The sequence below is a fragment of the Brevundimonas diminuta ATCC 11568 genome, from assembly GCF_000204035.1.
In the GTDB taxonomy this organism is placed as follows: domain Bacteria; phylum Pseudomonadota; class Alphaproteobacteria; order Caulobacterales; family Caulobacteraceae; genus Brevundimonas; species Brevundimonas diminuta.
This window is the reverse complement of record NZ_GL883084.1, coordinates 221021-242907: the sequence shown is the minus strand read 5'-3', so window position 1 is coordinate 242907 and position 21887 is coordinate 221021. Positions and strand designations below refer to the sequence as shown.

26 protein-coding genes and 1 riboswitch are annotated in these 21887 nt (G+C 67.6%); of the genes, 14 read left to right on the top strand and 12 right to left on the bottom strand.

Annotated features, from left to right (window positions below; all coding sequences use genetic code 11):
• The first annotated feature begins 109 nt into the window (after window positions 1-109).
• From BDIM_RS01240 to BDIM_RS01210, 7 genes are all read left to right on the top strand, one after another.
• Window positions 110-934, top strand: a complete 825-nt coding sequence (locus BDIM_RS01240) for a segregation and condensation protein A (protein ID WP_003163745.1) — start codon at window positions 110-112, stop codon at window positions 932-934.
• Window positions 931-1611, top strand: coding sequence for an SMC-Scp complex subunit ScpB (scpB, locus tag BDIM_RS01235; protein WP_003163744.1), 681 nt, complete (start codon window positions 931-933; stop codon window positions 1609-1611). The genes BDIM_RS01240 and scpB overlap by 4 nt, the downstream gene beginning before the upstream one ends.
• 154 nt (window positions 1612-1765) lie before the next feature.
• Window positions 1766-2137: an AtpZ/AtpI family protein gene (locus BDIM_RS01230; protein WP_003163743.1), complete on the top strand. Its 372-nt coding sequence runs from the start codon at window positions 1766-1768 to the stop codon at window positions 2135-2137.
• 5 nt (window positions 2138-2142) lie between these two features.
• Window positions 2143-2931, top strand: coding sequence for a F0F1 ATP synthase subunit A (locus tag BDIM_RS01225; RefSeq protein ID WP_003163742.1), 789 nt, complete (start codon window positions 2143-2145; stop codon window positions 2929-2931).
• 58 nt (window positions 2932-2989) lie between these two features.
• The gene (locus tag BDIM_RS01220) at window positions 2990-3214 is read left to right on the top strand and encodes a F0F1 ATP synthase subunit C (protein WP_003163741.1); all 225 of its coding nucleotides are present in this window, start codon (window positions 2990-2992) and stop codon (window positions 3212-3214) included.
• 77 nt (window positions 3215-3291) lie between these two features.
• Window positions 3292-3864: a F0F1 ATP synthase subunit B family protein gene (locus BDIM_RS01215; protein ID WP_003163740.1), complete on the top strand. Its 573-nt coding sequence runs from the start codon at window positions 3292-3294 to the stop codon at window positions 3862-3864.
• A 1-nt stretch (window position 3865) separates the two neighbouring features.
• Entirely contained in the window at window positions 3866-4381 is a 516-nt protein-coding gene (locus BDIM_RS01210) for a F0F1 ATP synthase subunit B (RefSeq protein WP_003163739.1), read from the top strand.
• A 102-nt stretch (window positions 4382-4483) separates the two neighbouring features.
• Here the strand turns inward: BDIM_RS01210 and BDIM_RS01205 are convergent, their stop codons facing one another.
• The 6 genes from BDIM_RS01205 to gcvT form a co-directional block, all read right to left on the bottom strand.
• Complete coding sequence (locus BDIM_RS01205; RefSeq protein WP_003163738.1) at window positions 4484-4954, bottom strand: DUF6789 family protein; 471 nt, start codon at window positions 4952-4954, stop codon at window positions 4484-4486.
• Window positions 4955-5072: 118 nt separating this feature from the next.
• Window positions 5073-5477 carry a PGPGW domain-containing protein gene (locus tag BDIM_RS01200; protein WP_003163737.1) on the bottom strand — a complete coding sequence of 135 codons (405 nt, stop codon included), beginning with the start codon at window positions 5475-5477 and terminating at the stop codon, window positions 5073-5075.
• Between the two features lie 173 nt (window positions 5478-5650).
• Window positions 5651-7228: an aminomethyl-transferring glycine dehydrogenase subunit GcvPB gene (gcvPB, locus tag BDIM_RS01195; protein ID WP_003163736.1), complete on the bottom strand. Its 1578-nt coding sequence runs from the start codon at window positions 7226-7228 to the stop codon at window positions 5651-5653.
• Window positions 7229-7243: 15 nt separating this feature from the next.
• Window positions 7244-8590: an aminomethyl-transferring glycine dehydrogenase subunit GcvPA gene (gene gcvPA, locus BDIM_RS01190; RefSeq protein WP_003163735.1), complete on the bottom strand. Its 1347-nt coding sequence runs from the start codon at window positions 8588-8590 to the stop codon at window positions 7244-7246.
• Window positions 8591-8711: 121 nt separating this feature from the next.
• The gene (gene gcvH / locus BDIM_RS01185; protein ID WP_003163734.1) at window positions 8712-9077 is read right to left on the bottom strand and encodes a glycine cleavage system protein GcvH; all 366 of its coding nucleotides are present in this window, start codon (window positions 9075-9077) and stop codon (window positions 8712-8714) included.
• 14 nt (window positions 9078-9091) lie between these two features.
• Window positions 9092-10204 carry a glycine cleavage system aminomethyltransferase GcvT gene (gene gcvT, locus BDIM_RS01180; protein WP_040344493.1) on the bottom strand — a complete coding sequence of 371 codons (1113 nt, stop codon included), beginning with the start codon at window positions 10202-10204 and terminating at the stop codon, window positions 9092-9094.
• 164 nt (window positions 10205-10368) lie between these two features.
• Window positions 10369-10465, bottom strand: a riboswitch (glycine riboswitch).
• Between the two features lie 115 nt (window positions 10466-10580).
• Here gcvT and BDIM_RS01175 point away from each other — a divergent pair.
• Window positions 10581-11549, top strand: a complete 969-nt coding sequence (locus BDIM_RS01175) for a class 1 fructose-bisphosphatase (protein ID WP_003163732.1) — start codon at window positions 10581-10583, stop codon at window positions 11547-11549.
• A 4-nt stretch (window positions 11550-11553) separates the two neighbouring features.
• Entirely contained in the window at window positions 11554-12192 is a 639-nt protein-coding gene (pncA, locus tag BDIM_RS01170) for a bifunctional nicotinamidase/pyrazinamidase (protein ID WP_003163731.1), read from the top strand.
• Here pncA and BDIM_RS01165 read toward each other — a convergent pair.
• The 4 genes from BDIM_RS01165 to BDIM_RS01150 all read right to left on the bottom strand — a co-directional run bounded on the left by BDIM_RS01165 (window position 12183) and on the right by BDIM_RS01150 (window position 17058).
• The gene (locus BDIM_RS01165; RefSeq protein WP_003163730.1) at window positions 12183-13484 is read right to left on the bottom strand and encodes a Y-family DNA polymerase; all 1302 of its coding nucleotides are present in this window, start codon (window positions 13482-13484) and stop codon (window positions 12183-12185) included. The genes pncA and BDIM_RS01165 overlap by 10 nt on opposite strands.
• 73 nt (window positions 13485-13557) lie before the next feature.
• Complete coding sequence (locus BDIM_RS01160) at window positions 13558-14568, bottom strand: adenosine deaminase (protein WP_003163729.1); 1011 nt, start codon at window positions 14566-14568, stop codon at window positions 13558-13560.
• Between the two features lie 39 nt (window positions 14569-14607).
• Window positions 14608-16407, bottom strand: a complete 1800-nt coding sequence (argS, locus tag BDIM_RS01155; RefSeq protein ID WP_003163728.1) for an arginine--tRNA ligase — start codon at window positions 16405-16407, stop codon at window positions 14608-14610.
• Window positions 16408-16410: 3 nt separating this feature from the next.
• Window positions 16411-17058, bottom strand: coding sequence for a hypothetical protein (locus BDIM_RS01150; protein WP_003163727.1), 648 nt, complete (start codon window positions 17056-17058; stop codon window positions 16411-16413).
• A 159-nt stretch (window positions 17059-17217) separates the two neighbouring features.
• Here BDIM_RS01150 and ispH point away from each other — a divergent pair, with 159 nt between their 5' ends.
• The 3 genes from ispH (at window position 17218) to BDIM_RS01135 (ending at window position 19029) form a co-directional block, all read left to right on the top strand.
• Window positions 17218-18189 carry a 4-hydroxy-3-methylbut-2-enyl diphosphate reductase gene (gene ispH / locus BDIM_RS01145; RefSeq protein WP_040344492.1) on the top strand — a complete coding sequence of 324 codons (972 nt, stop codon included), beginning with the start codon at window positions 17218-17220 and terminating at the stop codon, window positions 18187-18189.
• 34 nt (window positions 18190-18223) lie between these two features.
• A complete protein-coding gene (locus BDIM_RS01140; protein WP_003163725.1) occupies window positions 18224-18679 on the top strand; it encodes an Lrp/AsnC family transcriptional regulator in 456 nt (151 codons plus the stop codon).
• 110 nt (window positions 18680-18789) lie between these two features.
• On the top strand, window positions 18790-19029 hold the full coding sequence (locus BDIM_RS01135; RefSeq protein ID WP_003163724.1) for a DUF6356 family protein: 240 nt from the start codon (window positions 18790-18792) through the stop codon (window positions 19027-19029).
• A 47-nt stretch (window positions 19030-19076) separates the two neighbouring features.
• Here the strand turns inward: BDIM_RS01135 and hmpA are convergent, their stop codons facing one another.
• Window positions 19077-20279 (bottom strand): NO-inducible flavohemoprotein, encoded by a 1203-nt coding sequence (hmpA, locus tag BDIM_RS01130; RefSeq protein WP_003163723.1) that lies wholly within the window; start codon window positions 20277-20279, stop codon window positions 19077-19079.
• Between the two features lie 55 nt (window positions 20280-20334).
• Complete coding sequence (locus tag BDIM_RS01125; RefSeq protein ID WP_081461802.1) at window positions 20335-20664, bottom strand: TehB family protein; 330 nt, start codon at window positions 20662-20664, stop codon at window positions 20335-20337.
• 124 nt (window positions 20665-20788) lie between these two features.
• Between BDIM_RS01125 and BDIM_RS01120 the strand changes: the two genes are divergently transcribed.
• Entirely contained in the window at window positions 20789-21214 is a 426-nt protein-coding gene (locus tag BDIM_RS01120; protein ID WP_003163721.1) for an RrF2 family transcriptional regulator, read from the top strand.
• Between the two features lie 75 nt (window positions 21215-21289).
• Window positions 21290-21887 (top strand): GAF domain-containing protein (locus tag BDIM_RS01115; protein WP_040344491.1); only part of this gene is annotated, 598 nt, incomplete at its 3' end.

Below are 21887 nucleotides of genomic sequence, written 5' to 3'. Positions count from 1 at the left end.
ACGTCGCCGAGGGCCGCGCCCGGCTGGAGGCGGCGCTGAACGGCCGCTTCGACGCCGCCAAGGGGCCGGACGTGGGCGAGGCGCAGGCCTAGATGGCCGGGGAGGGCGCATGAGCGAGGCCTTCCAGCCGAACCTCGACTTCACCGCCGTCGAACAGGTCGAGGCGCAGGAAGCCTTCGTCGTCGATCTGGAGGGTTATGAAGGCCCGCTGCACGTCCTTCTGGCCCTGGCGCGGACGCAGAAGGTGGACCTGCTGAAGCTGTCCATCACCCGTCTGGCGGAACAGTATCTAGCCTTCGTGCATGAGGCGCGGCGGAGGAATTTCGCGCTGGCGGCCGACTACCTCGTGATGGCGTCGTGGCTGGCCTATCTGAAGTCGCGCCTGCTGATCCCGCGAAACGAGAAGGACAAGCCGGAGGAGCCGCCCGCCGAAGAGATCGCCGCCGCCCTGGCCTTCCGCCTGCAGAAGCTGGAGGCCATGCGCACAGCGGTCGAGGCCATCACCGGCCGCCCGCAGCTGAAGCGCGACGTCTTTACGCGCGGAGACCCTCAGGCGACGGTCATCATCCCGTCTGACCGGGTGGACGCCAGCCTCTATGAGCTGATGAGCGCCTATGTCGCCCAGCGCCGTCGCGAGGAGCGCCGCAAATACGCCCCCGGCCAGCGGGTCGAGGCCTTCCAGCTGGAGGCCGCGCGCGACTGGCTGCGCGAGATCATGCCGCGTCTGGCTGAATGGACGCCGCTGGAGCGCGTGGCGCCCCAGAAGCCGGAGGGGCAGGAAGGCCCCAGCCAGGCCAGCTATACCGCCTCCACCCTGTCGGCCAGTCTGGAGCTGGTGAAGGAGGGCGGCATGGACATCCGGCAGGAGCGGCCATTCGACGCGGTCTGGCTGAAGCGCAGAGGGCTGGGGCAGCCGTTGGAGCTGACGCCGTGACCCTCGACTTCACCCCGGATCACCTCGAGATCGAACGCCGGGTCGAGGCCCTGCTGTTCGCCGCCGCCGCGCCGCTGTCGCTGGCCGAGATCGCGCGTCGTCTGCCCGAGGGCGCCGACGTCGGCGGGGCGCTGACCGCGCTTCAGGAACGCTATCAGGGCCGCGGGGTCGAGCTGGACTGCGTGGCCGAGCGTTGGCGGTTCCGCACGGCGCCCGACCTCGGCTTCCTGATGACCGAGGAGCGCGAGGAGCCGCGCCGCCTGTCCAAGGCCGCGCTCGAGACCCTGGCCATCATCGCCTACCACCAGCCCTGCACCCGCGCCGAAGTCGAGAGCGTGCGCGGCGTCTCCCTGTCCAAGGGCACGCTGGACCTGCTGCTGGAGATGGACTTCGTGCGCCTGCGTGGGCGTCGCCGCACGCCGGGACGGCCGGTGACCTACGCCACGACCGACCGCTTCCTCGAGCATTTCAGTCTCGCGAGTCTCTATGACCTGCCGGGCGTGCAGGAGATGAAGGCGGCGGGCCTGCTGGATCTGTCCATGCCGGTCGGTTTCGAGGTGCCCGACCCCTCGCGTGCAGGCGACGACGAAGGCGAGGATCTGCTGACCGGGCTGGACGACGCGGCGCCCGAGTTCGCCCAGGATTTCGTCAGCGAGGACGAAGAGTCGCAACCTTAGCCGGGACGGAACGTCGCGCCCCCAAGAAGCGTCGGAAAGTCATGGACTTAAGTCCAAGGCGCGCCGCCTTGACCTGAGGCCGTCTCGCCTATAGGTTCCGCGCCGAAATTCAGACCCGTTCCGGCCCTGCGCCGGGCGCTGAGCGAACAGGCCCATGTCCCCGACGAAGGAATCGCGCGAAGAGGCGATCAAACGCCTCCACGAAAGCGCATCCGCACTGGAGGCGAAGGTCCAGGCGGACAAGTCCGTCGATGTCGCCGCGCAAAAGGTCGTCGGCCAGGCCTATCGCATCATCGCCGAATTGCTCGGCGGGGTGCTGATCGGTCTCGCACTTGGTTTTGGCGTCGACCGGCTGTTCGGGACGACGCCGATAGGCGTTGTGGGCGGGGTTCTTCTGGGCTTCGCCTTATCGGTTTATATGGCGCGCCGCACAGCCAATCGGCTGATGGCGCAGGCCAAGGCGGCGGGTTTGCCTCAACAGGGCGAACCTATCGTCGAGGCTGACGAAGAAAACAGGGAACGATAGGCTTTATGGCCGGTCCGATTGAACAATTTGAGGTCAAGCCGCTCGTAGAGTTCGGCACGGTCAATGTTCCCGTCCTGGGCGAGCAGGTGATCGCCATCACTAATTCGCACGTGGCCATGACCATCGCCTTCGTGGGCGTCGTCGGCTTCCTGACCCTGGCGACCTCGGGCGCCAAGGTGGTGCCGGGCCGGATGCAGGCGGCGGGCGAAAGCCTGTTCGGCATGGTCGACAACCTGGCCAACTCCATCATCGGTCATGAAGGCCGGAAATATTTCCCCTTCGCCTTCACCATGTTCCTGATGGTTCTGTCGATGAACCTGCTGGGCATGTTCCTGACCTTCACCGCCACCTCGCAACTGGCGATCACCCTGACCCTGGGCTTGATCACCTTCCTGACGGTCGTTGTCATCGGCGTGGTCAAGAACGGTTTCCGGTTCCTGGGGCTGTTCTGGCCGACCAGTGCGCCCCTGGCGCTGCGGCCGGTGGTCGGGGCCATTGAGCTGGTGTCTTTCCTCCTTCGTCCCTTCACTCTCGCGCTTCGTCTGTTCGGCAACATGCTGGGCGGTCACGTGGCGCTGAAGATCTTCGCCCAGTTCGTGGTTCAATTGGGCGCCTTCGCCATCGCTGCCGGCGGATTCGCCTATGCACTCATCGGCGTGGCGGCTCTGTCGCTGGGCATGACGGTCGCGATGACGGCGCTTGAGTTCCTCGTGGCCTTCCTTCAGGCCTTCGTTTTCACCGTTCTGACCTGCATTTACCTCAACGATGTGGTCAACCTGGGCGAGGGCCATTAAGGCCTACGTCCAGTCTGTAACCCTACCCTCCAACGCTCCAAGAAATTAGGAAATCATCATGGACGCTGAAGCCGCTAAGTACATCGGCGCTGGTCTCGCCACCCTGGGCATGATCGGCTCGGCCCTGGCCGTCGGCAACATCTTCGGCAACTTCCTGGCCGGCGCCCTGCGCAACCCGGCCGCCGCCGCCTCGCAAGTCGGCAACCTGTTCGTCGGCGCGGCCCTGGCCGAAGCCCTGGGCATCCTGGCCTTCGTGCTGGGTATCCTGATGTTCTTCCTCTGATCTGGGAAGATCACCAGTTTCGATGGCGCGCAGGCTCGTCCTGCGCGCCGTTGTCTTGATCTGAAATTAGACGGACCATGGCCGCACAAAGCACAAATGACACGCTGAACAACGTGTCCAGCGACGTGATCGCAGACACGCATGCTTCAGTGGAGCATGGCTCATCGGGGTTGCCTCAGCTGGAGTTCCAGCACTGGGCGGGCCAGATCGGCTATCTGCTGATCCTGTTCGTCGTCCTGTATGTGCTGGTCGCCAAGGTCTTCGCCCCGCGTCTGCGCAAGGTCATGGACGAGCGCGCCGAGACCATCGACAGCGCCGTCGCCGCCGCCCGCTCGGTCCAGACCGAAGCGGCCGCTCAGGCTGAGGCCGCCCGCGCCGAGGTTGAAAAGGCCCGCGCGGACGCCCGCGCGACCGCCGTGGCCGCCAAGCAGCGCGTTACCGAAGAATTCAACGCCCGCCTGGCGGCGGACGAAGCCGTGGTCAACGCGCGCATCGCCGAGGCCGAAGGGGCCATCGCCAAGACCCGCGACGCCGCCATGGCGAACGTCACGATCATCGCCTCGGACGCGGCGGGCGCCATGCTCGAGCGTCTGACCGGCTCGAAGGCCTCAGACGCCGAACTGGCCGCCGCTATCAAGGGAGCCGCCTGATATGCCCGCCTTCCTGACCGGTCATTTTTATGATGTCGCCAACCCTGAACTGTGGGTCGCGATCGGCCTGCTGATCTTCATCGCCATCGTGGTGATGGCGGGCGTGCCCAAGCTGGTCGCCACCAGCCTGGACGCCAAGGCCGCCAAGATCCAATCCGAACTGGACGAGGCCGCCCGCCTGCGCGCCGAAGCCGAAGCGATGCTGGCCCAGATCCGTCAGGAGAAGGCCGAGGCTGAAGCTCAGGCCGCCGACCTGCTGGCCACCGCCGAAGCCGACGCCAAGCGTCTGGAAGCCGACGCCAAGGCGCGCATCGAGGAATCGACCGCTCGCCGTCAGGCCCTGGCCGAGCGCCGCATCGCCCAGGCGGAGGCCGAGGCCACCCAAGAGGTCAAGGCTGCGGCCGCCGACCTGGCCGCCAAGGCCGCGCACCAGATCCTGGCCGCCCGCATCGCCGGCGCCAAGACGGACGCGCTGATCGACCAGGCCATCGCCCAGATCGGCGGCAAGCTGAACTGATCGCTTCGGCGAACAGGCTTAGCCCCGAAAAGCATCAGGCCCCGCCGGCGACGGCGGGGCCTTTTTGCTTGTCCGAAATCCTGTTTTCGGGACGGAGGACGGTCAGTGGGCGGGGGCGGCTCCAATCGGAGCTGCGCCGCGTTTCTCGCGCTCGACCAGGCGATAGTAGACGTTGCCCAGGACGGCGCCGAAGACCATGTGCAGCGCCAGCAGCCAGCCGATGGTGCCGAAGCCGGACGAGCCGGTGAAGGTCCGATAGTCGCCCACCATGGTGAGGAACAGCATCATCGCCACCCAGGCGCCGACGGCGAAGACGATGCCCTTGGTGATCGGCGTGGCGGTGGGCAGTCGCGGATAGACGACGCCGAACAGCGACCCAAGCACGAAGGTGCCCATCAGCAGGTGGATCACCCAACCGGCCGCCATATTGCCCGGCATGCCGAACATCTGGGCGATGATCCCCGGAAAGGGATCGAACATGTGATTGAGGAACAGGTTGGCTATTTCAAGCACGGAAACCGCGACCGTAGCGACGAAGCCGGCGATGATTCCCTTTTTTACGCGTGACATCATGTGAACAGCGCCTCCCAACGCATTCAACTTCGAGACTACGCAAGGCGGAGCATACGCCGATCCGCGCGGATGCGGCGTGAACCTCGTTCACATTCCCGTGTTTGCCTTAGCTTGGCCTTTATCGCCGTAACGCGCGCCAGGTCCGGCGCAGGCGACGACGGAACCGCGCCAGGGGGCGGCGACGGCGACGCAGCACCATCTTTTCAGCGCGTAGGGTCTGCTGCCAGAAGACAGGGGCGATTTCGGGCTTTTTGCGCATCAGACGGCGGAAGGGATAGACCCATTTCGGCCGGGCGCGCTGGGCGCGGATGAACTGCCGCTTGGCCCACCAGGAGTTGCGCAGGACGATGACGAGGCCCAGGGCGATGACCGGCACGCCGCCGGGGCCGGGCAGGGGGGCGATCAATATGCCCAGCACGATGATGAGGAAACCGACCGCCATCAGCGCCAGGCGACGCAGACGCCGCGCCAGCCCCGGACGGGGCGGCGGAGGCGGGCGCAGCGAGGGCAGGACCAGGGTCACGGGGCGGCGTCTCGAACAAGGGTTCGGCCAGGGAGGGCCGACGATCAGTAAACGCACGAGACAAGGCCGAAAGGCGGCGTCGCCATGACGCTTTCGTAAGTCGGCCCCGAAATGCAGAACGCCGTGTCCCGAAAGACACGGCGTTCCCGGTGTTCAGGCCTGTTCCGACCGGATCAGCCGGCGCGGTTGGAGCCTTCCGGCGCGGCCCAGCGCAGGCGCGGCGAGCGCGCGGCGCGGGTCTCGTCCAGACGCCGCAGGGGCGCATGGAAGGGGGCGCCCTTGAAGCGTTCCACGTCGCCCGCCTTGGCGGCGCCCGCCAGCAGGCGCATGGCCTCGATGAAGCGGTCCAGTTCGGCCTTGGACTCCGTCTCGGTCGGCTCGATCAGCATGGCGCCGTGGACGACCAGGGGGAAGTACATGGTCATCGGGTGGAAGCCCTCGTCGATCATCGCCTTGGCGAAGTCGAGCGTGGTGACGTCCGTGCCCTTCAGCCATTCGTCGTCGAACAGGGCCTCGTGCATGCACGGACCGTCAGGGAAGGCCGGGCTCATCAGGTCTTCCAGACGGGCCTTGATGTAGTTGGCGTTCAGCACAGCGTCCTCGGCGACCTGACGCAGGCCGTCAGCGCCGTGGGACATCATGTAGCTGAGGGCGCGCACATACATGCCCATCTGGCCCTGGAAGGCGCACAGACGGCCGAAAGCCTGTTCGGCCTCGTCTTCCTCACGCTCGACCAGCTTGTAGCCGTCGCCGGTGTTCACCACCCACGGGGCGGGGGCGAAGGGGGCCAGGGCCTCCGACAGCACGACCGGACCGGCGCCCGGACCGCCGCCGCCGTGCGGCGTCGAGAAGGTCTTGTGCAGGTTGATGTGCATGGCGTCGACGCCCAGGTCGCCGGGGCGCACCCGACCGACGATGGCGTTGAAGTTGGCGCCGTCGCAATAGAAGTAGGCGCCCGCTTCGTGCGTCAGGCGGCTGATCTCCAGGATGTCGCGCTCGAACAGGCCGCAGGTGTTCGGGTTGGTGACCATGATGGCGGCCACGTCCGGACCCAGCTTGGACGCCAGATCGGCCACGTCGACGCGGCCGTCGTCGGTCTGGGCCACTTCGACCACCGAATAGCCGACGAAGGCGGCCGTGGCCGGGTTGGTGCCGTGGGCCGAGGTCGGGACCAGCACCTTGCGGCGCTGCTCATGCTCGCCCTTGGCTTCGTGGGCGGCGCGGATGGCCATCAGGCCGCACAGCTCGCCGTGGGCGCCCGCCTTGGGCGACAGGGCGACGGCGGGCATGCCCGTCAGCGTCGTCAGCCAGTGGGCCAGCTGGTCCATCAGCTCCAGCGCGCCCTGCACCGTCGACTGCGGCTGCAGCGGGTGGATGTCCGAGAAGCCGGGCAGGCGCGCCATCTTTTCGTTCAGGCGCGGGTTGTGCTTCATCGTGCACGAGCCCAGCGGATACAGGGCCAGATCGATGGCGTGGTTCTTCTGGCTCAGGCGCACATAGTGGCGCATGGCCTCGGGCTCGCTGAGGCCGGGCAAGCCGATCGGATCCTTGCGGACCAGATCGCCCAGGTCCGAGCCGTTGCCGGCGGGTTTCGGCAGGTCGACGCCGGTCTTGCCCCAGCCTTCGCCTTCGAAGATCAGCGGCTCGTCCTGCAGCAGGCCGCGCCCGCCGGTCAGGGTGGCGGGCTTGTAGGACGCGTCCGAGGCGGCGTTCGGGGCGGTCGGGCGGCCGACAGTGTTCATGGTGCTCATGGTTCCAATCTCCCCTTAGGCGGCCAGAACCTTGGCGAGCGCACCCGCCAGGATCTTGATGTCGGCGTCCAGCGTCGTCTCGGTGGCGGCGACCAGCAGGACGTCGTCGAGGCCCGCATCGGGCGCCAGACGGCTGTAGGGCACGCCGCACAGAATGCCGTTGTCGGCCATGGTCTGCACCACCTTAGCGGCGTTCTTCGGCAGCTTGACCGCGAACTCGTTGAAGAAGCGCGGGGTCAGCACCTCGACGCCCGGAATGGCGGCGAGCGCGTCGCGGGTGGCGAGCGCCTTCTCGTGGTTCAGCAGAGCCAGTTGGCGCAGGCCCGTCTCGCCCAGCAGGCTCATGTGGATGCTGAACGCCAGGCAGCACAGGCCAGAGTTGGTGCAGATGTTCGAGGTGGCCTTGTCGCGGCGGATGTGCTGCTCGCGCGTCGACAGGGTCAGGACGAAGCCGCGCTTGCCCTCGGCGTCCACCGTTTCGCCGCAGTAGCGGCCGGGCGTCTGGCGCAGCAGCTTCTCACGGGTGGCGAACAGGCCGATGTAGGGGCCGCCGAAGTTCAGGGCGTTGCCGATCGACTGGCCTTCGGCCGCGACGATGTCGGCGCCCATTTCGCCGGGCGACTTCAGCAAGCCCATCGACACGGCTTCCGTCACCACGACGATCAGCAGGGCGCCCGCGGCGTGGGCGGCTTCGGCGATCTTCGTCACATCGGTGGCGGTGCCGAAGACGTTGGGGGTCTGGACGACGACGCAGGCCGTGTCCTTGTCGATGGCGGCGATGACGGCGTCTTCGGCGTCAACGGCGGCGGTCAGGGCCTGGGTCTCGACGCCGACGGCGTGAACCACTGTCTCGGTCGCCTTGACGTAGTGGGGGTGGACGCCGCCCGAGATGACGGCCTTGTTGCGGCGGGTCACGCGGGTGGCCATCAGCACGCCTTCGGCCATGGCGGTCGAACCGTCATAGAGTGAGGCGTTGGCGACTTCCATGCCGGTCAGGTTCGCGACCTGGGTCTGGAACTCGTACAGGTACTGCAGCGTGCCCTGGGCGATTTCCGGCTGATAGGGGGTGTAGCTGGTCAGGAACTCCGACCGCTGGATCACATGGTCTACGGTGGCCGGGATGTGGTGCTTATAGGCCCCGGCGCCGCAGAAGAAGGGCGCGGTTCCCGCCGTGGCGTTCTTGCTCGCCATGGCCGAGAGGGCGCGTTCGACCTCCAGCTCGCCCGCCACGCGGGGCAGGTCGACGAAGCCGTCGCGGCGCGCAGCCTGCGGCACGTCGATGAACAGGTCGTCGATGGATTTGGCGCCGATGGCGGCCAGCATGGCCTCACGGTCGTCGGGCGTCAGGGGGAGGTAGCGCATTACAAGTCCTCGGCGGCATCCCGGAGGTCGCGCGGGGCGACGCTCCGGGAGCGCTTCAAGCGGCGGGGAATCCGGCGATCCCGGATCGGCGCGCCGCGCCGTCCGGGGACGACGGCGGGTCTTAGAGGGTGGTCAGATAGGCGTCGTAGGCGGCCTGATCCATCAGGCCGTCCAGCACCGAGGCGTCGGACACTTTGATCTTGGCGAACCAGCCGTCGCCTTCGGGATCGGCGTTGACGGTTTCGGGGGCGTCGGCCAGTGCGGCGTTGCCCTCGATCACTTCGCCCGCGATGGGAGCGTAGACGTCCGAGGCGGCTTTGACCGATTCCACGACGGCGAAGCTGTCGCCGACCGAGACGGTCTTGCCGGCTTCCGGCGTCTCGACGAACACCACGTCGCCCAGAGCGTCAGCGGCGTGCTTGGAGATGCCGACTGTGGCGACGTCGCCGTCCAGGCGAACCCACTCGTGATCCTTGGTGAACTTCATGTACTGACCCCTCTTCAGGCCTTGGGTTTGCGATAATAGCGGGTCGCCACGAAAGGCGTGGCGATGACTTCGGCGGCGGCGGGACGGCCGCGCACCAGGACTTTCAGGACCGTGCCCAGCTCGGCGAAGGCCGGCGGCACATAGCCCATGGCGATGTTGTGACCCAGCGTCGGCGAGGGGCCGCCCGAGGTGATCTTGCCGATCACGACGCCGTCGGCGTCGGCGATCTCGGCGCCTTCGCGGGCGGGGGCGCCTTCCTTGACGTGCAGGCCGACGCGGACGCGAGCCGGGCTTTCGGCCAGTTGTTTCAGGATGACGTCAGCCCCGGCGAAGTCGGCGCGTTCCTTGCGCGACTTGGACAGGGCGAAGGTCAGGGCGGCCTCGACCGGGGTGGTCTCGGCGTCGATGTCGTGGCCGTGCAGCGGCAGGCCGGCTTCCAGACGCAAGCTGTCGCGCGCGCCCAGGCCGACCGGCTTCACGCGGGCGTCGGTCAGCAGCAGGTTCCACACGCGCTCTGCGGCGGCGGCCGGAACCGAAATTTCATAGCCGTCCTCGCCGGTGTAGCCCGAGCGCGAGACGATGCAGTCCTCGTCGAACAGGCTGATGGTGCGGCAGTCCATGAAGCCCATGTCGCCCAGCGCCGGTTCGTGCTTGGCCATGACCTCGGCGGCTTCCGGCCCCTGGATGGCCAGCAGGGCGCGGTCCAGCACCTCCAGCTTGGCGTCGCCCGACAGATTGGCGTTCAGGAAGGCGAAGTCGGCGTCCTTGTTGCCCGCGTTGACGACGACATAGAGGCCGTCCTCGAACGGCTTACCCGCCATCAGGTCGTCCATGATCCCGCCCTGGCCGTTCAGCAGCAGGGAGTATTTCTGCTTGCCGGGCTTCACGATCGCATAGTCGCCGGGCACGAAGCGCTCGAACTGGGCGATGGCGTCGGCGCCGGTGATGCGGGCCTGACCCATGTGGGAGACGTCGAACAGGCCGGCGTGCTCGCGGGTCCAGCGGTGCTCGGCCAGCACGCCTTCATACTGGACCGGCATGTCATAGCCGCCGAAGCCGACCATGCGGGCGCCCAGCGCGCGATGCGCGGCGTTGAGGGGGGTAGTCTTAAGGGCCTGATCGCTCATGGCGTCGCCTCCGGGTCGCGGGTTGCGGCGATAGCTCCGCCGTCGTCGCGCCCCCGCTGTCCTGAAGCCTGAGAGATTCCGACCGTTCCCTCCCAAGGGGCGGCCTTGCTCCGTCGGCGCGCCCTCGGATTCTTGACGATCCTTCGGCGACTTTCCAGCGTCCGTGCGCTTTCGCGGTCCTTTTGCCTGAGCGTTTCCGGGGCGGTTGCGCCTTCGGCTCCGGGCGCCGCGAACGGACCCGATCTCTCCCGCGAGAGCGTTCGACCTAAGGCCCCGACTCCGGCGCGAAGTCAAGCGGCGCCGGACTTGCCGCGATCGATCCGAACGGCCATGAGGGGGTGGAACCGCGCTTCGCCCACAGGATTTCAAGGACGTCATGACCGCCCGCACCGATCTCGCCGCCCACCTCGCCTCCCTCGACCTGCCGCAGGGACTGGTCGAGACGCTGACGACGGCCGCCGCCGCCTGCGTCGAGATCCGTCAGGTGGTGGCGGGCGGCGCTCTGGTCGGGGCGTTGGGCGCGTCGGGCGCCGTCAATGTGCAGGACGAGGAACAGAAGAAGCTCGACGTCATCGCCAACGACATCCTGACCGCGACCCTGCTGGCCAATCCGGCCGTGGCGGGCGTGGCGTCGGAAGAGATGGACACGGTGCAGCCGGCGACCAATCCGGCGGGCGAATATCTGGTGCTGTTCGATCCGCTGGACGGCTCGTCCAACATCGACATCAATGCGCCGGTCGGCACCATCGTCTCGGTGCTGAAGGCGCCGTCGGCCACGCCGACCGAGGCCGATTTCCTGCAAACCGGTCGTCAACAGGTCGCGGCGCTCTACGCCGTCTACGCCGGTCAGGCCATGCTGGTGCTGACGACGGGCAAGGGGGTGGCGGGCTTCACCCTGGCGTCCGACGGCCGTTGGCTGATGACGCATGGGGACGTGCGCATTCCGGCGGATACGAAAGAGTTCGCCATCAACATGTCGAACCAGCGCCACTGGGCCGAGAGCGTCCAGCGCTATGTCGACGGCTGCCTGAAGGGCGCCGAGGGGCCGCGCGGAAAGAACTTCAACATGCGCTGGGTCGCCGCCATGGTGGCCGACGTGCACCGCATCCTGATGCGCGGCGGCGTCTTCCTCTATCCGTGGGACAAACGAGAGCCGAACAAGCCGGGCAAGCTGCGCCTGATGTATGAAGGCAACCCCATGTCCTTCCTGGTCGAGCAGGCGGGCGGAAAGTCCACCACCGACGGCAAGCAGGCCATCATGGACGTGACCCCCACAGAACTGCACCAGCGGGTGCCGGTCGTGCTCGGCTCGGCCAACGAAGTCGACCAGATCGCGGCGGCCTGACGCCATGCAGATCGCCGCTTCTGACGCCCTTCTGGTCATCGACGCCCAGAACGATTTCTGCGAGGGCGGCGCCCTGCCGGTTCAGGGCGGGGCGGCGATCATGCCCCTGATCAACCGGCTGGCCGAGCGGTTCACGACCGTCATCGCCACCCAGGACTGGCACACGCCGGACCAGATCAGCTTCGCCTCCAACCACGCAGGCGCGGCGCCTTTCACGCAGATCGAAGTCGCCTACGGTCCGCAAATGCTGTGGCCGGATCACTGCGTGCAGGGGACGCAGGGGGCGGACTTCCATCCCGACGCGGCGCAGGCCGTGAACAAGGCGCTGGCCGTGGTTCGCAAGGGCTATAATCCGGCGGTCGACAGCTACTCCGGCTTTTATGAGAACGATCACAGAACGGCGACCGGTCTGGCGGGGCTGCTGCGCGATCTGGGCGTAAAGCGCGTCTTCCTGTGCGGTCTGGCCTATGATTACTGCGTCCGCTTCACCGCCGAGGACGCGGTGCGCGAGGGCTTTGAGGCCGTGGTCATCGAGGACGCCTGCCGCGCCATCGCCCCGGACACGGCGGCCGCCGCTAAGACCAGCTTCAGCGCGCTGAAGGTCGCCGAGATCGCGGCCGCAGACCTGATCTCTCACTCATAGAAGTCCGCCTCGTCGGGGATGCGGGTGAAGGCGATTTTGGCGCCGATATAGTCGGGCAAGCCAGCCTTGGGGCCGATGCTGACCGTGTCCTTGCCATAGCGTTTGTTCAGCGCATCCAGCGCCTGCGACAGGCGTAAGGACGGTGCGTCGCCGCCCTGATCCGGGCCGATGTCGAACAGGTCGGCCTCAAAGGCGTCGCGCGCCTTCAGACCGTGGACGCCGACGCCGACATAGCTCAACCGCCCGGCCTCCAGCTCCGGCTCGACCCGGCGCCACAGCGCGTCCAGCGCGGCCAGCAGGGCGAAGGTGTCCTGGGTCGGGGCGACGGCGCGGGTCAGGCCCGTCGTGTCCCAGCCGCGTTTGGCGCCCTTCGGGCCCATGTCGAGATGCAGGCTGATCCCGGCGCCGGTCAGCCCCATCCGCCGCAACCGCGCCCCGCATTTGACCATCAGGCGCCGCGCCACCGCCCGCGCCTTGTCCGGGTTGCGCATGGCCTGCGCCAGCACATGGCTGTGGCTGATGGAGGCGAGCGGTTTTTCCGGCGTCGGCTCGCTGTCGAGACCGTGCAGGCCGCGCCAGATGCGTTCGCCCTCGATGCTGTTCCAGACCGCCCGCGCCTCCTTCGCGGTCATGTTCCACAGGCCTGCCGTGTCCGTGACGCCCGCCGCCGCCAGCCGCTCGCGCATCCGCGAGCCGACGCCCGGATACTGCGACAGCGGCAGGTGCAGGATGGCGCCGGGCAGTTCATGGGCGCGCAATATGGTCAGCCCGGCGGGCTTCTTCATGCCGCAGGCCGTCTTGGCCAGAAACCGCGAGGGCGCCAGTCCGATGGAGGACCGCAGACACCCGCCCACATTCTTCATGATCCCTGCCTGAATGCGCCGGGCCAGGGCGATGGCGTTGGCTTCCTGCCGCTCCGGCCCGATCAACTGGCACGAACATTCGTCGATGGAGCCGACCTTCCACACCGGCACATGCTGGTCGATCTCGTGCATGATCTGCTTGTGGACCTGAACATAGAGGTCGGGCCGCGCCTCGGCGACGATCAGGTCGGGGCACAGGCGACGCGCCTCGGCCACCTGCATCCCGGTGCGGACGCCGAAGGCCTTGCTCTCATAGCTGGCTGCGATGGCGCCGGTGTATTCGCTGATCGCCGGGCGGACGATGACGGGCCTGCCGCGCCAGTCGGGGTTCTGCTGCTGTTCGACGCTGGTGAAGAAGGCGTTCAGGTCGACGAACAGCCAACGCAGCCCGGCGGCGTCTTCATCAGGCTGTCGGTCGGGGTGCTCCATGTCTGGAACATATCAGGAACATTGTGCGCGTGGGAGTCGGATGTCGGATGACGGCGGGGGAGAGTGGAGCGCCTCAGTTCGCCGCCGCGTAGGCGTCCACCTCGGCGATCCGAGCGGCCTTGTCGGCGTCGCTGAGGAAGCTGCCCTCGAAGCTGTTCTTGGCCAGTTGCGTCACCTGTTCCCGCGTCAGGCCGACCGCCTCGGCCAACTGGATATAGTTGGCGTTCACATAGCCGCCGAAATAGGAGGGGTCGTCCGAGTTCAGGGTGACGTGCAGGCCGCGGCGCAGCATCTCGGGGACCGGGTGGTCCTTCAGATCCTTGACCACGCACAGCTTCAGGTTCGACAGGGGGCAGACCGTCAGCGTCATCTGCTCGGCGGCCAGACGGGCGATCAGGGCCTCGTCCTCCATCGAGCGGTTGCCGTGGTCCATGCGGTCGATGTGCAGCAGGTCCAGCGCCTCGCGGACGTATTCGGGCGGGCCTTCCTCGCCCGCGTGGGCGCACAGCTTCAGGCCCAGTTCGCGCGCGGCGGCGAAGACGCGTTGGAACTTCGACGGCGGGTGGCCGACCTCGGAGGAATCCAGTCCGACGCCGATGAAGTGATGCAGATAGGGCTTGGCGGCCTCCAGCGTGGCGAAGGCTTCGTCTTCGCTGAGGTGGCGCAGGAAGCTGAGGATCAGGCCCGACGTTACGCCCAACTCCGCCTTGGCCCGATCCATGCCCGCGATCAGGCCTTCAACGACGACGGCGAAGGGCACGCCCCGGTCGGTGTGGGTCTGGGGATCGAAGAAAATCTCGGCGTGGCGGACGTTGTCGGCGGCGGCGCGCTGGAAATAGGCGAAGGCCAGATCCTCGAAATCCTGACGGGTCAGCAGCACGGCCGCGCCCGCATAATAGATGTCGAGGAAGTCCTGCAGGTTCGAGAAGTCATAGGCCGCGCGCACGGCCTCGACGCTGTCGTAGGGGATGGCGACGCCGTTGCGCTGCGCCAGTTCGAACATCAGTTCGGGCTCCAGCGAGCCTTCGATGTGCAGGTGCAGTTCGGCCTTGGGCAGGCCGGCGATGAAGGCGTCGAGGGACATGAGGGGAGGCTCCTTGGCGGTCGCCTCCCCCTTATCACATTACATCCGCTCGGGCGTCTCGATGCCCAGCAGGCGCAGCGCCGTTTCCAGCTGGTGCAGGGTCGCGGCGGCCAGGGCCAGGCGCGAGCCCTTGGTCGCCTCGTCCGGCGCGACCAGGATCGGGCAGGCGGCGTAGAATTTCGAGAAGCTCTGCGCCAGCCGGTAGGCGTGCTCGGCGATCAGATTGGGCGAACGCTTGTCATAGGCGTCGGCCGTGGCCGCGTCGAAGGCGTCCAGCGTCAGGGCCAGATCGCGCTCGGCGGCTTCCTCGATGACGATGGGGGCCAGGGCCACGCCCTGTTCCGCCGCCTTGCGCAGCAGGGATTTCACCCGCACGGCCTGATACAGCAGATAGGGGCCGGTCTTGCCCTCGAAGCTCATGAAGCGGTCGAGGTCGAAGACGTAGCTGGTCGTGCGGTTGTTCGACAGGTCCGAGAACTTCAGCGCGGCGACCGCCACCTTGTGGGCGATGTCTTCGAACTCTTCGGCGGGCAGGTCGTCGCCCAGCTTGGCCTCGTGCAGACGCTCGCGCGCCTTTTCCGTCGCCTGATCGATCAGGTCGCGCAGCTTCAGCACGCCGCCCGCGCGGGTCTTGAACGGCTTGCCGTCGGCGCCGTTCATGGTGCCGAAGCCGAGGTGCTCCAGCGACTTCTCGGGCGCGTACCCGGCCAGATAGGCGGCGCGGAAGACCTGTTCGAAATGCTCGGCCTGGCGCTCGTCGACGACGTAGAGGATCAGGTCCGGGCCGATCGACTTCTTGCGGTCCAGGATCGTGGCCAGGTCGGTCGTGCCGTACATGGCCGAACCTTCCGAGCTGATGACCAGCAGGGGCGGGGGCGAGGGCGCCTCGATCACCGAGCCGTCGGCCAGCTTCTTCTTGCGCGTCTCGCCGTCGCGGGCGACGTGGATCACCTGGGCGCCGTCGTCCTCGACCAACAGGCCCTTGGCTTTCAGGTCGGCGATCATCTCATCCATCAGGGGATCGGCGTCGCTTTCGCCGTTCCACAGGTCGAAGTCGACCGACAGGTCGTCATACTCGCGCTTCAGCGCCTCGCGGCTGACGGCGACGAAGTGCGACCACAGGGCGCGATAGCCGGGGCGGCCGCCCTGCAGTTCGGCGGTTGCCTTGCGGGCGCGGTCGCGGAAGGCGGGGTCTTCCTTGGCCTTGCCCGCCGCCAGAGGATAGAGGCGGTCCAGATCGGCCAGCGTCACCGGCGTCTCGGCCGGGAAGGGACCGTCGCCCTCGACCATGAAGGCGTCCGCGAGCCCTTCGTCGCCGCAGGCGGTGATCAGCAGGCCCATCTGGAAGCCCCAGTCGCCGAAGTGGGCGTCGCCGGTGACGTCATCGCCGCGCAGGCGGAACAGCCGCTTCAGGCTCTCGCCGATGATGGCGCTGCGCAGGTGGCCGACGTGCATGGGCTTGGCCACGTTCGGACCGCCGTAGTCGATGACCACCTTGCGCGGTTCGACGCGCGAGGCGCCGGCCAGTTCCTTGTCCGCCGCGACCTCGGCCGCGCGCTGGGCCAGGGCCGCGTTCGACAGCTTCATGTTGATGAAGCCGGGGCCCGCGACCTCGACCGAGCTGAGACGCGGATCGGCGGCCAGACGCTCGGCCACCTTGGCGGCCAGTTCGCGCGGATTGGCCTTCAGCGCCTTGGCGGCGGCCAGGGCGCCGTTCGACTGGAAGTCGGCCAGGTCGGGACGGTCGGACGCGGTGACGCGGGCCAGGGCCTTGTCCACGCCTTCGGCGGCGAAGGCGGACCCGACCGCTTCGCTGAGAGAAGTCTTGAGGTCGGTCATGTCTTAGTTGGTCTGTTGGCCCGCAGTCGGACGGAATCGGCTGCCGGATCGGTTGAACTCGGCCATCTGCGGCGTGACGTCGAAGCCGATCAGGACTTCGAAATTGCCGCCGCTGGTGGTGGCGTCGGCGCGCGGGATGACGATGGTCTGGCTGGCCTCGGCCTGGGTGCGGTCGGCGCCGCCGAAGGTCACCGGCAGGTCGAAATATTCCTTGGCCAGGACGGCGGAGTTCCGCTCGGTCACGGCGATCCAGTAGCGATAGGTGCGGGCGTCGCCCTCGGCCTGCGGGCCCTTGCCCAGGCTGAACAGCAGGTTGACGTCCAGACGGATCGGGTCGGACTCGCGATAGACGCAGTCGGAGCTGACGCCTTCGATCTCGCCGGTGAAGCCGACGCCGTTGGTCGTGGGCTGCTCATAGTTGGACAGTTCGACGAAGCGGGCCGCGTCGTAGAGAATCTTCACATAGGGGCACGGGCCGGCGTTGGCGCGACGGCTCAGCGGCGCGATGCGCATGGGACGCGACGGCGCCTGCTCGGCCTTCTGGCCGCCCTGCTGGCCGCCTTGGGGGCGACCGCTCTGGGCCGCGGCGGCGTGAGGGATCAGCGCGGCCGTGAGGGAGAGGGCGGCGAGGGCGGTCAGGACGCGACGCATCAGGAGCTTTCCGGCAGTCGATGAAGGCGGGGCCGATCAGACGCCCGAACGGGCCACGCTGGGTGGTGATAGCGGCTAAAGCGAGGCGCGGCAAACGGCGCGCGCATCACCCGGCGATGAAGGTGGCGAGAGCGCGCGCGAAGGACTAGGTTCCGGACCATGAACGCGCCTGTCTCGTCCTCACAGTTTCAACGCCGCCCCCTGTCCGTCCGCATGGCGACGCCACGGGGGTTCTGCGCGGGGGTGGACCGGGCCATCCAGATCGTCGAGCGCGCGATCGAGAAATACGGCGCCCCCGTCTATGTGCGCCATGAGATCGTTCACAACCGCCACGTCGTCGACCGGCTGAAGGGGCTGGGCGCCGTCTTCGTCAAGGAGCTGGACGAGTGTCCGGACGACCGGCCGGTCGTTTTCTCGGCCCACGGCGTGCCCAAGTCGGTGCCCGCGACGGCCCGGTCGCGCGAGATGCTGTTTCTGGACGCCACCTGCCCGCTGGTGTCCAAGGTCCATGTCGAGGCCGAGCGCAATTTCGCGGCGGGCCGCCACGTCATCCTGATCGGCCATGCGGGCCACCCCGAGGTCGTCGGCACCATGGGGCAGCTGCCCGCCGGGGCCATCAGCCTGGTCGAGACGGTCGAGGACGCGGAGGCCTTTCAGCGCCCCGGCGATCAGCCGCTGGCCTACGCCACCCAGACGACGCTATCGGTGGACGATACGGCCGAGATTCTGGCGGCGCTGAAGCGGCGCTTCCCCGAGCTGCCCGACCCGCACAAGGAAGACATCTGCTACGCCACCACCAACCGTCAGGAGGCAGTCAAGCGGCTGGGCGAGGGCTGCGGCCTGGTGCTGGTGGTGGGGTCCAAGAACTCGTCCAACTCGGCACGGCTGGTGGATGTGGCGCTGAAGGCCGGGGCCGGGGACGCGCGCCTGGTCGATGACGCGGGCGATCTGGACTGGAGCTGGTTCGACGGGGTTGAGACGGTCGGCCTGACCGCCGGGGCCTCGGCGCCCGAGCCGTTGGTGCAGGGGGTGATCGACGCCCTGCGCGCCCGCTTCGACGTGACCGTGACCGAGGACGACGGCGCCCGTGAGACCGTGACCTTCAAACTGCCCCGCGCCTTGACGACCTGAGGCGGCGCCTGGAACGGCCGGGGAGGGCCGCGACATGAGCGGACTGGACGCCATCGACCGTCGCCTGCTGGCCATACTGCAGGACGACGCCACCGTGCCCATCGCCGAGCTGGCCGAGCGGGTGGGCCTGACGCAGACGCCGTGCTGGAAGCGGGTGAAGCGGCTTCAGGATACGGGGATCATTGCCGCGCGCGTGGCCTTGCTGGACCGCGAGGCGCTGGACCTGCCGCTGGTGGTCTTCGTCTCGGTGAAGACGCGGCGGCACGACGCCGAATGGCTGGAGACCTTCAAACAGGCCGCCGCCCTGCCCGAGGTGGTCGAATTCTACCGGATGAGCGGCGAGGTCGACTATCTGCTCAAGGTGCTGGTCAAGGACATCGCCGCCTATGACCGCTTCTATCGCCGGTTGATCGCCATCGCCCCGCTGGACGACGTCTCCTCCAGCTTCGCCATGGAGCAGATCAAGTTTACGACGGCCTTGCCGCTCTGACCGGCCTGTGGAGAGAATAATATTCTCTATTCTGGCTGGTTTCGGAGATTGAAAAGAAATGATCCTCTCTGAAGATCGAGATATCCTCCGTCGCCTGTAGCGGAGGATTCATGCTCAAGCGTCTGTTCGTCGATCACCCGGCCTCGGTCGGAGAGAGCTATACGGAGCACATGGGCGTCGCCGCCTCGTTCGGCGCGGCCATGTTCGTCGGCTCGCTGGCCTGCTTCGTCCACGCCGTGTTTCCGGGCCTGTGCGTCAAGACGGGCAGCGGGGTGATCAACGACCTGCATCGCCGCATGGTGACGCATCGCGTCGACCCCGCCCGGCTGCCGACGCCCGAGCGGGATTGAGCGAAGCCTGGGCCGCCTCGTGGACGGCCCAGATTCGACGTGAGTTCTCAGGCGGCGAGGATTTCGTCCGCCGGGCTGAAGAACTCATAGTGGATGCGGTCAGCCGGGACGCCGGCGTCGCGCAGGTCCGAAACCAGGGCGCGCAGGAAGGGACGCGGGCCGCACAGATAGTAGTCGGCCTCCTGGATCGGCGTCTGCTGGCTCAGCCAGGCGCCGGTGATGCGTCCCGCGTGATCATGGCCGTCGCCGTCATTGGCGGGGGCCTCATAGAAGACGGTGCTGCGCGCGCGCGGATGGGCCGCCGTCAGGGCGCGGATGTGCGGCCCCATGGCGTGGACTCCTGCGTCATAGGCGCCGTGGACATAGTGGACCTCGGTGTCCGTCTTCTCCGCCACCAGGGTCTCCAGCATCGACACCATGGGCGTCAGGCCGACGCCGCCGGACAGCAGGACGACCGGGCGCTGCGGCGTTTCGGGCAGGAAGAAGTCGCCCGCCGGAGCCCCGACCTTCAGCACCATGCCGACGCGGGCGTTGTCGTGCAGCCAGCCCGAGGCCAGACCCTTGTCCTCGCGCTTGACCGAGATGCGATAGGTCTCGTCGTTCGGCGCGCAGGAGATGGAGTAGTTGCGCTTGATCGGCGCATGGCCGGGAACATCGAACCAGAAGGTCAGATACTGGCCCGGTCGGTGACGCAGCACCGGGCCGCCGTCCTTGGGCTTCAGCACGAAGGAGGTGATGACCGAGCTTTCGGGACGCACCTCGACCACCTCGAAGGCGCGCCAGCCGTTCCAGCCGCCGTGAGCCGCCGCCAGGTCTTCATAGATGGCCGCCTCGCGGGTGATCAGGATGTCGGCCAGGAACCAGTAGGCCTCGCCCCAGGCGGTCATGATCTCTTCGGTCGCGGCCTCGCCCAGCACATGGGCGATGGCGCCCAGCAGGGCGTTTCCGACGTGCGGATAGTGTTCGGGCAGGATCTGCAGGCCGACGTGCTTCTGGGCGATGCGCTCGACCGCGGCGGCCAGGGCGCTCAGGTTGTCGATGTTCTTGGCGTAGGCCAGGATGGCGCCGGTCAGGGCGCGCGGTTGCGAGCCAACGTCGCCCTGGTGCGACTGGTTGAACAGGTCGCGGATCTCGGGGTTCTGGAACATCCGCGAATACATCTCGCGGACGATGTCGAGGCCGTGGGCCTCGAGCGCGGGGACAGTGGCTTTGACAAGCGCGATCGTGCGCTCGCTGAGGGCTTGAGCCATCAGGAAACTCCTAGGCGTTGCGATGTGGAAGGGGAGGAAGGGGGGAGGCCGCGCCCTAGCCGTCGGGCGGCCGGTCGTAGAATTCGACGCGCATCTTCATCGGCCCCAGCGGCTCGACGAAATGAACCTGCTGCGGCCCGATGCGGCCCGGCGTTCCGGGCTTCAGGACGGTGGTCATGTGCGGGTCGCTATAGGTCAAGCGAACTTCGCCCTCCAGCACCTGGATCAGCCCCCAGGTTCCGGCCTTGAGGCTGTGATCGGCTCGCAGGGCGGCGGGCAAGGTGGCGGCGTCGAACACCGGGGTGGAGCGATGGGGCGCTGGCGCAGAAGCGGCGTCGGGGCCGTCCGTCGGCTGTGATGTCTGACTGTGCGAGCGGCCGTTCATCGCCTTCGCTCCATTGATGCATTGATAATGCATCTATAGCCCGCGTTTGAAACATGCAACGAGGATGCATATAATTTTCTGCGGCGCGATGACGCGCTGATCGCCAAGGCTCACGAGAGGCTGAATGCGCCTGACGCGCTACACCGACTACGCCATGCGGGTGCTGCTCTATCTGGGCGCGCGCCAGGATCGGCTGTGCTCGATCGCCGAGATCGCCCAGGCCTACGGCATCTCGCAGAACCATCTGATGAAGGTGGTCAGCGACCTGGTGAACGCGGGCTATCTGGTCAGCGTGCGCGGGCGGTTCGGCGGGGTGCGGCTGGCGCGTCCGCCGGATCAGATCAACGTCGGCGCCGTGGTGCGCCATACCGAGGACGGCTTCGATCTGGTCGACTGCGGCAGTTGCATCATCGCCCCGGCCTGCGGCCTGACGGGCGCCCTGCATCAGGCCCTGGCCGCCTTCATGAAGGTGCTGGACGGCTACACCCTGGAAGGCCTGCTCAGCCGCCGCGTCGACATGGCCGGTCTGTTCGAGCGGGCTGAGACCTAGAGCAAAGGTCGCATTGACGCTCGGCGCTCTTGGGGGTCTGATCGGGGTCGACCTTGACCCTGGGAGGCTGCGGCCATGGGCGATAGAGTGCGAGATGAACACGCCAGCCTGATCCGTCAGGCGCTGGACGACGAGGGCGCCGGGGCGCGCTCGGCTTTGGCGGCGTCGTGGCGTCGGTCCGTGACCCTGTACGGCCTGGACCCCAGCGAACACGGCGCGGTCGAGACCATCACCGAACAGCAGCTGCGCGAGGCGCGTCAGGCGATGGAGGCGATGACGCGCGCGGCCGAAGGCGTGCTGGACCGGCTGTTTCTGGCCGTCGGCGGCGTGGGGTGCTGCGTCCTGCTGACCAACGCCGAGGGGGTGCCGGTCGAGCGACGCGGGGCGGCCGCGGACGACGACACCTTCCACCGCTGGGGCCTGTGGCCCGGCGCCGTCTGGTCCGAGGCGGTCGAGGGGACCAACGGCATCGGCACGGCCCTGGCCGAGCATCGCGCCGTGACGATCCATCGCGAACAGCATTTCCACGCCCGCAACACGGGGCTGAGCTGCATCACCCATCCCATCCACGACCATATGGGGCGGCTGGCCGGGGCGCTGGACGTCTCGTCGTGCCGCGCCGACGCGACCGAGGCCATCCTGGGGCTGATCTCGGCGGCCGTGGCCGATGCGG